Origin of the sequence: Anaerobacillus arseniciselenatis, from assembly GCF_001865995.1 — a bacterium.
GTDB classification, from domain to species: domain Bacteria; phylum Bacillota; class Bacilli; order Bacillales; family Anaerobacillaceae; genus Anaerobacillus; species Anaerobacillus arseniciselenatis.
This window is the reverse complement of record NZ_MLQQ01000026.1, coordinates 1-13863: the sequence shown is the minus strand read 5'-3', so window position 1 is coordinate 13863 and position 13863 is coordinate 1. Positions and strand designations below refer to the sequence as shown.

The 13863-nt window shown below is 36.7% G+C and carries 12 protein-coding genes; all 12 read right to left on the bottom strand.

What is annotated here, in order from left to right:
* Window positions 1-24: 24 nt before the first annotated feature.
* Window positions 25-1731, bottom strand: a complete 1707-nt coding sequence (locus BKP35_RS11465) for an aldehyde ferredoxin oxidoreductase C-terminal domain-containing protein (RefSeq protein ID WP_211274623.1) — start codon at window positions 1729-1731, stop codon at window positions 25-27.
* Between the two features lie 278 nt (window positions 1732-2009).
* Window positions 2010-3176: a UxaA family hydrolase gene (locus tag BKP35_RS11460; protein ID WP_071313602.1), complete on the bottom strand. Its 1167-nt coding sequence runs from the start codon at window positions 3174-3176 to the stop codon at window positions 2010-2012.
* Window positions 3172-3477, bottom strand: coding sequence for a UxaA family hydrolase (locus tag BKP35_RS11455; protein WP_071313492.1), 306 nt, complete (start codon window positions 3475-3477; stop codon window positions 3172-3174). The genes BKP35_RS11460 and BKP35_RS11455 overlap by 5 nt, the downstream gene beginning before the upstream one ends.
* A gap of 49 nt (window positions 3478-3526) precedes the next feature.
* Window positions 3527-4426, bottom strand: a complete 900-nt coding sequence (locus tag BKP35_RS11450; RefSeq protein ID WP_071313491.1) for a fumarylacetoacetate hydrolase family protein — start codon at window positions 4424-4426, stop codon at window positions 3527-3529.
* Window positions 4427-4470: 44 nt separating this feature from the next.
* Complete coding sequence (locus tag BKP35_RS11445; protein WP_071313490.1) at window positions 4471-5244, bottom strand: IclR family transcriptional regulator; 774 nt, start codon at window positions 5242-5244, stop codon at window positions 4471-4473.
* A 37-nt stretch (window positions 5245-5281) separates the two neighbouring features.
* On the bottom strand, window positions 5282-6226 hold the full coding sequence (locus BKP35_RS11440) for a U32 family peptidase (RefSeq protein WP_071313489.1): 945 nt from the start codon (window positions 6224-6226) through the stop codon (window positions 5282-5284).
* Between the two features lie 14 nt (window positions 6227-6240).
* Complete coding sequence (locus BKP35_RS11435; RefSeq protein WP_071313488.1) at window positions 6241-8433, bottom strand: dihydroxy-acid dehydratase domain-containing protein; 2193 nt, start codon at window positions 8431-8433, stop codon at window positions 6241-6243.
* Window positions 8434-8499: 66 nt separating this feature from the next.
* Window positions 8500-9837 (bottom strand): hypothetical protein, encoded by a 1338-nt coding sequence (locus BKP35_RS11430; RefSeq protein WP_071313487.1) that lies wholly within the window; start codon window positions 9835-9837, stop codon window positions 8500-8502.
* An 11-nt stretch (window positions 9838-9848) separates the two neighbouring features.
* Complete coding sequence (locus tag BKP35_RS11425; protein WP_071313486.1) at window positions 9849-11096, bottom strand: nickel pincer cofactor-dependent isomerase, group 22; 1248 nt, start codon at window positions 11094-11096, stop codon at window positions 9849-9851.
* 156 nt (window positions 11097-11252) lie between these two features.
* Window positions 11253-12533 carry a TRAP transporter large permease gene (locus tag BKP35_RS11420; protein ID WP_071313485.1) on the bottom strand — a complete coding sequence of 427 codons (1281 nt, stop codon included), beginning with the start codon at window positions 12531-12533 and terminating at the stop codon, window positions 11253-11255.
* Window positions 12534-12544: 11 nt separating this feature from the next.
* A complete protein-coding gene (locus BKP35_RS11415) occupies window positions 12545-13069 on the bottom strand; it encodes a TRAP transporter small permease (protein ID WP_071313484.1) in 525 nt (174 codons plus the stop codon).
* Window positions 13070-13180: 111 nt separating this feature from the next.
* A complete protein-coding gene (gene dctP / locus BKP35_RS11410; protein WP_084031611.1) occupies window positions 13181-13756 on the bottom strand; it encodes a TRAP transporter substrate-binding protein DctP in 576 nt (191 codons plus the stop codon).
* Window positions 13757-13863 lie beyond the last annotated feature (107 nt).

Here is a 13863-nt window from a genome sequence, read left to right as displayed (position 1 = left end):
CAGACGACCTCTTTAAAATTTGACTTAAAGATCATCTCTATCGACTCCAACTGTTTCCAACTCTTCTTGCGACACGTCGAATACTGTATTACTAGCTTTATTTTCTTCTTCATAGAAGTAGTCTGCTAGTTTATCATCCGCTTTCGTAAACCCAGCTTTTTTGTTAAAAGCATGCTCGATCTTTAACGTTTCTTTTGCTGAATTAATAATGTCTTCACCTGTAACTTTTTCACCAATGTACGCTGTCACTAAATCTCCGATTCTATCAAATCGGCCTTGAACCGCTCCTGCACTAAACATACACATTCCTAGATTATCCCAGATTGTGTTGGCAGTTTGTGCGCCTCTTGATGCTTCAACTTGCCCTTCTGGAGAGTGATGGTCGAGTTGTGCTCTAATCGTTTGACCAGCTGTATGGTCAGCCCCCTGTGGTGATGTTGCATAGGTTACCCCTAGTCCTTTAATTGCACGTGGATCATAGGCAGGCATCGTTTGACCTTTGGCTGTTGGCACGTGAGGTTCACCGTAAATTTTCCCAACCAATTCAGCACCACTACCGATAATTCTACCAAGTGGCTTTCCTTCTTTAATTTCTTTTAGAGCAGCGATTGCCCCTTCGGCATCTCCAAATGAAATAACGTTTTGTGCCATTAATACGCCGAGAGCTCCACCTGTTTCAATCGTATCAATTCCATACTCGTTACAAAGTCGATTTAACTCTGCAATCTCATCGAGATCACTAATATCTAAGTTTGAACCTAGTAACCCTATATTCTCGTATTCCATTGGCCCTGTAACATAATTTCCCTCTTCATCACCAAAAACATTTGAACAACGAATGATACATCCTGGCATACATGCATGTGTTGGTGTTGAAGCTCCACCACGTTCTAGTAACGTCTTGCGAAGTGTTTCACCAGAAATGTTTTTATAGTCTTCCATTGTACCAATTGAGAAGTTCCTTGTCGGTAATGCTCCTAAAGAATTCGTCGATTCAACTAATGACGCAGTACCTAGTTCAGGAAATACTTTTGATGTAGCCGGAGCTTCCATTAACCAGTTATGATATTCTTTTAGTGCCGCTTTAAATTCGTCTCGGTCTTCTGGACGATTTTTCCCTACTCCACTTGTATCGAGAACAATCGCTTTTATTCCTTTTGATCCAGCTACTGCTCCTAAACCACCACGACCGTTGTAGCGTGTTGGGTGACCGTCTTTATCTTGCCCAGCTATCGCTGATAAATTCATTTTTTGCTCACCTGCTACACCGATAAGCCAAACGGCCACGTGTTTTCCATACTTCTCTCTTAACCAAGTAGCCGCTTCACTTAAGTCTTTTCCGAGAATTGGTTCAGCATCGTCAAACTTTACCCCACTTGTCGATAGATGAACGATTTTAAAATCGTCACGAATATTTTCAAAAACAAGAGCTCGAACTCCTAATTTACCAAGCGCTAATCCTGAAATACCACCTGCGTTACTTTCTTTAATTCCTCCTGTTAGAGGGCTTTTTGCACCGATTGAATAACGATCAGCACTTGATGCACCTGATCCAGTTAATAAACCAGTAGCAAAAACAAGTTTATTTTTTGATCCTAATGGATGACAAGTAGCTGGCACTTCATCGTGAATAATTTTTGATGTTAATGCCCTACCTCCAATTTTTTTATACTTTGACTCCTTATCTTCAGAAACTGCTAAGCTACTCATATCTATCTTTAATATTTTCAACTTAATTCCCCTCTCTCTATAACATATATTTAAACTGTATTTTTCCTAAAAATCATATATTTGTCAACATGCAACCAAATACTTTGATTATATTTTATCAAAGCTTTATTTTCTATTATTTCAATAAAAAAAGATAAAGATAACAAAACATATGCATGTGTTGTAAAAGCTAATCTATGATCAGCACTTACAACACATTCGTATTTCAATCGGTTTCTGTATTGTAAAATGTCTGTATTCCCCTGAAACTCTTTCCAGGGGAATACAGATTTAATCTTTTAGAAAGTTGGACCAATTCTCCAGATCCCAAAATCATGTTGTTTTAAAATTTCGGCTTTTGTAAGCTTCCCATAACTTACATTTACAATTTCAGAAAAGATTCTCTCCCCGACTTGATCAACTGTTTCTTCACCTTCAATGATAGAACCAGCATTAAGATCAATATTTTCACTCATCTTTTTATATATTGAGCTATTCGTAGAAATTTTTATCGTAGGTGCAATTGGCGATCCTGTTGGAGTTCCTCGCCCTGTAGTAAATAAGACAATTTGCGCTCCACCTGCCACCATACCTGTTAACTGTTCAATATCATGACCTGGTGTATCCATCCAAATGAGTCCTTTTTTCGTTGGAGCTTCAGCATAATTAATTAATTGCTGTAATGGTCTACTTCCAGCCTTATTCGCTGCTCCTAACGATTTTTCCTCGAGAGAACTTAAACCACCCTTGAGATTTCCTGGACTCGGATTTCCAGTCCGGATGTCTACCCCCATTTGAATTGAACGATTTTCCATTGCCTCGATCACTTCATATACTCGCTTAGCTACTTGGTCATCAACAGCACGATTGGCTAATAAATGTTCTGCTCCAATTAATTCGGTTGTTTCGGCTAAAATTGCCGTTCCCCCATGATCAATAATTTTATCGCTTAAATAACCGACAGCAGGGTTAGCAGATAAACCAGAACAAGCATCAGAACCACCACATTCTGTTCCGATGATTAGTTCACTGATATCACACTCTTCTCGTATAATTGCTGAAGCATCTTGAACCATTTGAGCTGCAACTTTTGCACCTTCAGCAATTGCTTGTAAAGTCCCGCCATGATCTTGGATCGAAACAGTTACGACTGGCTTGCCACTTTTTGCAATTTCATCACTAACACTTCTTGCTTGATGGGTCTCACAACCTAAACCTAAAACGACAACTCCATAAACATTTGGGTTTAAGCCCATTCCGACATAAGTTCGAAATGTTTGGTCATAATCAATACCAACTTGAGCACAACCATGCTGATGAATAAAAGAAACAGTTCCTTGTACTAGTTCTGTAATTTGCTTAGCTGCTCGTGTTGCACATGTAATGGTTGGTAAGATAAGGATATGGTTTCGAACTCCTACTTTTCCATCAGGGCGACGATACCCTAAAAATTTTCCTTCTTTAATGTTTACCAATTTTATCGCCCCTTCCTCTTTTTCCTTCAAGGTTGTGCACATGTACATGAGCACCTACATCAATGTCCTTTATAGCGACACCGATAACTTCGCCATATTTAACGATATCCTCACCTTCTCGTATAGGAGCTACAGCAAATTTATGGCCAAATGCGATTGGGTCTTTAAGCGTTACATGGAAAGTCTTTTCTTGACAAACTACTTCTAAAGAGACACCGGATTCGATATCCGTTAAAGCAACTGCCACTTTATCGTGAGGTTTCATCATTACGGTCTTATTTTTATCGCTCATGGTCTCCTCCAATATACTTGATCCTTTGTCGAATTAATTTATAACTCTATTATGCAGTAGGTAATGTTTTAGGGGATTGACTTTTTACAGGATTGTTTAAAACCCCAATATCAGAAATTTCAATTTCAATTCTATCACCGTCTGCTAATGTAAATTCATTTGGAGGTACGATACAAGTACCTGTAAGTAATACAGTACCATCAAAGATATCATTATCTTTAACTAAGTATGATACTAATTCATCAAATTTGCGTTTCAATTGTCCTGTTGATGCAGAGCCTTCAACAACTTTTTCTTCATTACGATAAATCCTACATTTAATTTCAAACTCATATGGATTCTCTACAGTCTCTGCTAAGCGAATTGCCGGCCCGATTGAACATGAGTTTTTCCATACTTTAGCTTGTGGAAGATAAAGAGGATTTTCTCCTTCAATGTCTCGACTACTCATGTCGTTTCCTGCGATATACCCTAAGACTTTTCCATCTTTGTTAATAACTAAACCAAGCTCCGGTTCTGGAATTTGCCAATTTGAGTCTGTACGAAGGCAAACATCTTGATTTGGACCAACAGTACGAGCCGCTGTAGATTTAAAAAATATTTCAGGACGCTCTGCATCGTAAACTTTGTCATAAAATGTCGTTGCATCTAGCTTACCTTCAGTAGCTTCATAGTTTCTAGCTTCTTTACTCTTTAAGTATGTTACACCTGACGCCCAAACTTCTGGAGCTTCAATTGGAACTAATAATTGTAACTCTTCTACTTTAGCACTAATAGGTACACTGTTAGCGATCACTTCTTCGACAATTTGTAATGCAGTAGTTTCTTTTTCTTCCGCTAAACTAGTAAGCTCTAAAAAGTCTTTTTGAGGTAAAACGAAAATACTCCCCTCATCAGTTAATGCACCTAATACCACATTATTTTCTTCTTTAAATCGAATAATTCTCATATTAATTCCTCCTAATTGTTTTATAATATAAAATCCGGTTATGACTATTTATTACTCAATTTACCTCTAAATCCTAACTGATTTGACAATCTTTCAGCTGTCAATTTTATTAGCTTGAATGTTTCGCTAAACTCAACTTCATCTTGCTTTGTTACGGTTGTTGATGTACTAATGGCAGCCACGACTTGACCATTTTGGTTTTTTATCGGAAAAGCGATACAAAATACACCAAGTTCATTTTCTTCATTATCAATTGCATAACCTTGCTTTCGAACCTTTTCGAACTCTTTATTTAAACTTTCTTTATCCATAATTGTATTTTCTGTTTGTCGAACAAAATCATAATCTTTTAAAAAATTATCGATTTCATTCTGGCTTTTAAATGCTATTAGTGCTTTTCCAACACCACTACTATTAATAGGGACCCTTCTTCCTATTCTAGAATAAAGCACAGTCGCTGACGAACTTTCGACTTTATCAATATAAATGCCTTCCTTTCCGTCCAAAATAACGAGATGAACGGTTTTTCCAGTTTTATTTGACAATTTTACTAGATGCTCTTTAGCCAGCTTTTTTAACTCAATATTTCTATTTATCAAGTTGCCTCTTTCGTAAAATTTCATTCCAAGTCTGTATTTTCCATTCTCATGATTTTGTTCAATATAATTATGTTTTTGTAAGGTTTTCAATAAAGAGTGAACTGTACTTTTATGCAAATCCATTCGTTGACTTATATCAGTAATTTTTAGCTCTTTATCATGGTCATCAAATAGATCAAGAATATTTAGTGCACGGTCAATTGCTTGAATGATTGGCATAGTTTCAACCTTCTCACTACTTAAGATTTGACTGTAACTACTGTGCTGTTACACATTCTACTGGAACGCCTAAACCTTCTGCCCCTTTTTCTGATGTTTTAAGGTGAGGTGCATAACGTTTTATCATATCAAGCCCAATCTTTGCTCTACGAACACGTTCTTTACAAAGTGCAATAGAAGTGTTTTCTAAATGAGTTCCAGATGGATAAATATTTGGTGAGTTTCTAAGACCAAACTTTATATAAACAGGTGCTGCTACTCGAATAATTTCTGGGATATCATAGTGACGAATAAATCCTCCAACATCATCTGGTGCTTCTACATAAATATCGATAGGAATATCGATTGCTTGGCGAATTGCAGCAAGTCTAGCAAGCGTTAAATCAGTTGGAACATTATACGTATCTGCTCCAGCATCTTGTATTAAGCGAATCGAGACTGGATTTGCTTGGGCCATTTGTACGGATATTTTTACAACTAAATCTGATGGTAACTCTCCAGCTTTCTTGAATTCATTTACTAACCATAGAAGACCTTCGTCTGCTACTAAGATCGAGCGAATACCAAAATCACAAGCTCTCTTCACATCTTCCAATGCATAGACAAGTTGGTCCATTCCTTGCGATCTTAACCCTGCAATTTTACCAGCACTTGCTAATTGCATCGGTGTAATATCCCATGAGCCACGTGGTCCAACAAATAAACTAACTTCTAAGTTTTCATGACGACCAATTTCAGCCATTTGCTTCAATTCATCATCTGTTAAAAGCATGATTCCACTACCTTGAGAAATCCTTTGGATATAAACATCATATTCCTTACAAGCTTCAACCACAGCTTCGAATGAAGCAGGTCCTTCTACACTTGGAATTTCCACACGATACTGTGCTCCATCCGGAAACGTCTTTGTTGAAGTTGGAAGATCATTACAATCCCCTTTTGGAAAACCTAATTTTTCAATAAAGTCACGTGTTCTTTCCATTTTAAATCCTCCCCTTAATTGTTCACTTTTTCTAGTAATATATTTGTTTTATAGTTCAAACTCGCTTCTTCAGCAACTGCTATAGGTACAACTCCATTTGCAGCATCAGTATGCCCAGACATACGATTGCTTGCGGCTACTTGACGTTGACGTTGCTTAATTGTAGCAAGCCTTTCTAACGCTAGTTCTTTTCTTTCTTCTCGAATATGATCAAACTTAAACTCTAATCTACCATCTAAAAATGGTTCAGTATCTATAAATTGAATTTCTCTATTTCGCAAACTTATATATAGTAAATCGCCTGTTTGAAGATATAGGATACCACCATCTTCTTTCGCTTCAGGCGTCATGTGACCTATTGCGGCACCGTAAGACACACCTGAATAGCGACCATCACTTATTAGCGTTGCTAGGCGTTTTAAACGACGATTTGCATTAATGTGTTGCATAGGAGTAAACATTTCTGGCATCCCAAATGCTACTGGACCTTGCCCTGAGACGATTATTGCAATTTTTAAGGCACCTTCCTCTACCATTTTGTCGAAAAGACTATCATAGTCATAACCTTTCCAATCTTCATAACGTTCAGGTGCATTTTCTTTAAGGGCAGCTAACATTCTTTCATGACTAAAGCTTTGTTTTTCTCTTAATGTTGGTAAAAGGTTTGCATCTAGTAAGCTACGGTTAGCATCATCTTCATTCTCATAATACAAAACAAAAGCAGCTTTCTTATCAAATTCATCTAGTTGTTGTGTTGTCATTCCACTAATTTTTACAACTGCACTTTCAAAGAAGTTACCCGTTAACACATCTACACCACTAAATGGTCTTCTTGGGTTTGATAAAATAACAGGATTTTCTTTAACATGATCAGCTGATAAGTTTTGTTTATTTTCTAAACGATCACGCCAAGTTTTTCCAGAAACAGTTGGGACATCTAGATCCATCGGGACACCATTTTGTAGTAATTCATAAAATACTGTTTCCATCCCTCTACTTTGGCTATCGCAACATTGAATGGCTAAAGAGAAAATGTCACGACCTTCTGTTAAGCTATAATTAAAAATATCTGGTATAGGATGCGAGTGGTGAATTTCATCTAAGTCCCATAAGCTAAACTTATAGCCTCCGTATAACATCCCAGCAACGATATGCATCATTAAATTCGTGGAACCACCAGTTGCACTATGGATACGTATTGCATTTCTAATGTTCGTAGCCATAACATTCGCAGCGCCATAAACAGGGTTATTAATCATTGTTGCAAAACTATCAAGCGCTTCATTTACTTGTGCTTGATTTGGAGAATCTGTTAACAGTTCCACGGCAGGGTGTACTAAGCCTAAACCTGCAACAAGGTGGCGTGAGCTATTACCAGTACCGTTAAAGGCACAAACTCCACCTTTTCCATCACAAGTTGCGACTGCTAAACGTTTTTCATAATCCTTATGAGCTGCTTTCGTAATAATCCCACGTTCTGTTGCACGCTCAAGAACACCTTGGAAAGCTGTGTTAGATGAGCATTGTAAAATATAGGCCATTGCATCTCTTAAATCATCAGCAATATCACTTGCCCCTTGATTTTCAGCAGTTACAGCGACTTCTTCTAACTCTTGAAAAAGGTCTTCAGGGATTGTTCCCCCTTGTAGTACGTGAGCTGGTGCAAAAGTCGCAAAGAATGGTGCCTCACCACGAAATTGGCGAATTCTATCTAAATGTGCCATTGCACTAACTACTCCTAGAGGTTGTTTATCACATCCTTGAATAACAAATGCCCCATGATAACTATGTGCTTCCATTTGGTTAACGATCATTTCAGCAACCGCGTTACGGCTTTGTAATGAGTAACTCATACCTTGGTTACTTTGAGCGGTTCCATCACACATTACAGGCGTCGAAAAATAAAACGGCACTCCACCATTTTGCCAAATACGTATCGCTGCATGGGCAGAAGTTTTAAAATCCATAATATGAGCCGGATGATCAGAAGAACCACCAATGATCGCAATTCGCGGAGCATTTTCTTCTAGGCGATTATAAATTTCTTCAAGTGTCCAGTCTGGAGCTGGCCCTTCATAGGCAGAACCTAGAATTTGTTTTGATCGGTCGAGTAGTCCAGCTACTGTAATTGGCTCATTCGCTTTCCCTTGAACATTATCACGATAAGGATTTACTTGATTATCAATTCTTGGATATTGTACAGTCATATCACTACTTCCTCCTTTACTTTTAACGTAATACTAAAATTAAAATCTATTAATTTCACTAAATTTCTATAAAAGGATTATTGCAAAAATAGTGCCGAAACTACTAAATAACATTGCGTAACCGATGTTCCATATTGAAATTCGGTAAGGATTTTCCCCGACTAAAACACTCGTTAATGAAACTGTAATATTGTACGGTCCAGCCATTACTGTGGATAAACTGGAGGTTATTAATACAATACTTAAACTTATTGGACTAACTGTATAAGCAAGTGGTTGTAGTAACTCACCTAAAATACTAATCGTAACGAGTGGATGGAAACCAATCATTGCCAACAGTAAAAATAAACACTGAATAGAAAAAAACAAGAAAATTGGCTGCTTTGCTAATACTTCTAAAGGTTGTTGTAAAACTAACATGTATCCTGATTGATTTAATACTGTTACGAAAAAACTTACAGCTATAAAAAGAACCATGTAATTCTTTAATCCAATCGTCCGTTCCTTCCAAATTGGGATACTATACTTGATAAATGACTTTAGGCGTCTAATTGCTATAGCCCAAAAAATTGAGTAAGGCACAATGACAAGAGTTACCGCAGTTAAAAAGTTTAATTGTAGCCATTCTTTTAAAGATAAAATAGCTACGATAAAAATAACTAGGTAAATCAACATCGTAATTACCTTTTTAATTAAAGATAAATTTATTTCAACCGCCTGATTTTGGGCAATATCCACAGTATATTTTTTATACTTCCATCCCAAAAGCCAATCGATAAAAAGGAGAAGGAAAGAAAATAACAATAACCAAGGTAACAACCTTAAGTAGCTTGCGCCAGTAATATCGATCGTAATCGCAACCATAATTTCCATCGGGCTCCACACTAGACATAGAGCATAACCTCTTAACATTGCTCTACTAATAAATATATTCCTTAGTTTTTTTGTAAAAGTAGCCAAGTTTTTATGCAATACATTTTGAACAAGAGGTAAAGTACTTATGTTTAAAAATGTTCCTAGTAAAAAACTTACAATTGAACCCCGATAATATAATTGACCTAAATGATTTACTCTCGCTTTCAAAAGTTTATTGACACTTTTGTCATATCTCCCAACAACGATAATGCTATTTATGAATGGCAATACAAAGAAAATAGCTAATATAATCATCGTTGAGGTCATAAAAAACGGAACCTCAGTAAAGTGCTTTTCTGTGGACGGAAATAATATTATCCCAATAATAAGAAAAGCGGTACTCGTTACTTGATATAGTCTTTTGGCCCCTTTGAAAGATGCAATAAAAGCTACTATCGCTAAGACACCCACACTATACTCTAGTACAATCCAATCAATAAACAATGAAAAGAGATATGCGATAATTAATACACTATATAGATATAGCATCCATTATCCGCCTAATAATTCATGACAGTAGGCTCGCTTAGAACTTTAAATTGATCTTTTTCTTTTATTTCTTCAAGTAGAGCTTCAGAAACCCATATTTCTTTTATATCTAACGTATTTTTAATGCGAACAACTTTTAATTTATTGAGATCAAATGCATTACATGTTTTAATCGCAGCCTTAACCGCTAATGCGTTGGTTTCCATAAACATAGGTACTTTTACGACGTTTGTTACCGTACTAGTTAATGAATTAGCATATCCCTTATGCCATTCAATTGAGTCAACTACTGCTTTTGTAGTTACATCTGCCATTCCTAAGCCATTGGCATTGCCGTGTGTTTTATTAGTTAAACCTAATACAACAATCCTCATTACATCAGGTCCCCCTGTGGCATATGGTGTTGCGTAACGGCCTGTAATATTAGGATCCATCCCATCTCCTGAAATATCTTTACCTATTTCATCGACTACAAGCACATCAATTTTGTCAAACATGAGCTTTGCCATTAAACTTTTCGCTTCTATTAAAAGATTGGGTTCTTCTGCAATAATTTTTTCAGCTGGCAGTGCGACCACTTTTGCGATATGGTCATAGGCATTTTCAATCGATCCTAAACCAAAAAGAAAATTAATGTTTTTTAACATGATTTTTGCCATTTCTGGTACATGTTCAGCCATATGTTTAAAGCCATATAAGTGAGCAGCCTCTGCGCCTTTCTGTTTACCTAAACCTATGGTTAACATTTTCAATAAACCACTTTCTACTGAACCTCTAAAGGCAGTATGGGCTTTAATTCTGTTAATAATAATGACTTGATCTGCTTCATAAGCGTGTTTATCTACATAAACAGGTAGACCGTTTAGCAACTCTCCTACCTTTACTACTTCCATACTAGAAATAATCGGTGCTCCAACAAAATGTTCTGTTACCCCTAAATCTTCTAGAACTTCTTTTTGCCCTTCATCACTTGCACCACCGTGACTCCCCATTGCAGGAATAATAAATGGATCACCACCAACTGACTTGACAGCTTTGATAACTTCCCTTGTTAAAACTTCGACATTTGAAATACCACGGCTACCCACTGCAATCGCAACTCGGTCTCCTTTCGTTATCCGGCTAAGCACTTCTGCTTGATCAATTGCCTTTTGCACCTCAGTTGGAACATTCTTTACCTCTGGTGCATGAAACTTTTGTTCTACTTTCGCCATTTTGGGTAAGGGTATATCTTTAAGTAATTTTTCAAGTATATCCATTTGTGACCTCCTTTCTTAGTAGATAAACCTCGCTTAAGCTTTTATTACTGCACTTACAATACCTAATTACAGTTTTATAATGTAAAATTGAGTTTTAATAAATCGACCTTCCCCTATTTGTTTAAAGGATTAACAAACAAATAGAAGGGAAAGTATTTAAGCTTTAAAGTTAAGTAAGTATAACGATAATTGTGGTAACAATATAATTACTACAAGAGTTAGTAACATTGCTATGAAAAACGGGATAATCGCTTTAGAAATAGCCTCAATTGATAAACCGGATATCCCCGAACCTACAAATAAATTTACTCCTAATGGTGGGGTAATAAAGCCAATTGCTAAATTAACAATCATGATTATTCCAAAATGAATAGGGTCATACCCAATACTTACAGCAATCGGTAGCAATATTGGTGTTAAAATGATAATCGCCGCTAAAGTATCCATGAAGCAACCAACTATTAATAATAAAAATGTAATTAATAGAATAATAACAATTGGATTTTCAGAGATAGATAGCATCCATTGAGCAATTTGGTTCGGTATTTGTTCCATTGTAAGTAACCGCCCAAATGCCGTTGCTGTCCCTACTATAATTAATATTGTTGCAGTCGTTAATGCAGCATTGATTAATATACTTGGTAGTTCTTTAACTTTAAGTTCACGATACAACACTAACCCAGCAAATAAACCGTATACTACTGCAATTACAGCGGCTTCTGTTGGTGTGAAAATACCGCCATAAATCCCACCTAAAATAATAATTGGAATAAGTAATGCCCATTTTGCATCCCATGAAGCTTTAGCAATGTTTTTAATGGACGTTTTCTCTCCCGTACCAGTATACCCGTGCTTACGTGAATGAAAATATGCATAGACCATTAATGAAATACCTACCAATAACCCTGGAATAATCCCTGCTATGAACATATCACCAATCGAGACACTTCCTACTACTCCATAAATAACCATTGGGATACTTGGTGGAATAATAACTCCTAATGAACCAGCAGCAGCTACAACTGCAGTTGAGAATTTTTTGTCATACCCTTGACGAACCATCGCGGGGATCATAATTCCACCAATAGCTGCAACGGTTGCAGGTCCAGAACCAGAGATTGCTGCGAAAAACATACAAGTAATAATTGTAGCAATAGCAAAACCACCGGTCTTATTTCCAACTAATGAATTAGCTACATTAAATAGCCTGTCAGAAATTCCCCCTCTACCCATAATTTCTCCAGCTAATATAAAGAACGGAACCGCTAGTAATGGAAACGAATCAACTGCAGTAATTAAGCCCATTACTAAAAAGTCAATTGGTAAGGAGCCAGTAATAATTAAAGTAATTAGCGTCGCTAATCCAAGAGCAATCCCAATCGGGACACTTAAGATTAAAAATAAAGCAAACGCTCCAAATAATATTGCTGTAGTCATACTCTCCCCCCTTAATCCTCTCTAAGGCGTTCTAATTCAGTTTTGACTGTGAAATCATCTTTACCGAACAACGTTTTAATTTGTTTAATTAAGTTTTGGATTAAACGAATAGATGTTATTGCCATACCAAATGGCGCCGCCAAATAAATCAAGCCCATTGGAATTTGGTTTGCAGGTGATTTTTGTCCAAGTTCTAGAAACCTCTCTGTAATCGTATATCCATAGATAACAACATATATGGCAAAGGCCAAAAATAAAAGATTTGCGATAATATTAAAAACAAGCTTCCCTTTTTCTTTAAATAGTAATAAAAAGGCATCCACTTTAATATGTCGTTGTTTCTTTACCCCATAGCTTATCCCTATATAAACAAGCCATATAAAACAGTACCTCGCTAACTCCTCTGACCACGATAATGAGCTTTGCATGACATACCGCATAAACACTTGTGAAAAGATAACAACAACCATTATCGTAGACAAAACAACTAGAAAGACTTCTTCAAAATGTTCATCAAGCCAATTTACTATTTTCATCTACTTTACCTCCTCTCGGATGGTACATACGCTGTTAAGGTTAACAATAGAATAAATTAGGGCGAATAAACAACGATTACTCGCCCCAATCCTCGTAAATTCTTTTATGATTTATTGAGCTTTTTCAATTTCAGCTAGGTACTCATCAACAATTTCTCTACCGATACTATCAGCGTGTTTGTCAATTACAGGTAGCACAGCGTCTTGGAAACGTTGATGCTCTTCAGGAGAAATTTCACTAAATTCCATATTTTCTTGTAATTGTTCTAAACTTTCAATTGCAACTTCACGATTTCTTTGACGGTTAAATTTCCCCGCCTCTACTGCAGCATCAGTAAGAATTTCTTGCTGCTCTGGAGTTAGAGTATCCCAGATTTGTTGACTGAATAAGAAGATAAATGGCGTATAAACATGGTTTGTACCTGATAAATAATCTTGTACCTCATAGAAGTTACTTAATAAAATGGTCGGATATGGATTTTCTTGCCCATCCATTGTTCCTTGTTGTAGTCCAGCAAATAACTCTGGGAATGCCATTGGTGATGGATTAGCTCCTAACTCTCTCCAAGCGTCTAAATGAATTGCATTTTCCATCGTACGGACGGATAATCCTCTTAGGTCTTCAATAGTTTCTACTGGACGAACACTATTTGTTAAGTTACGGAAGCGCGCGACAAGTTCTGTTATAAACGCTTTCCAGCGTGAAAATACAGGAAGTTTACTAGAAAAACTTCAACTTTACAACTGAGGATTGGAATGAAGGAACCAAGTTTCCTGAAACAATCCCATCAAGA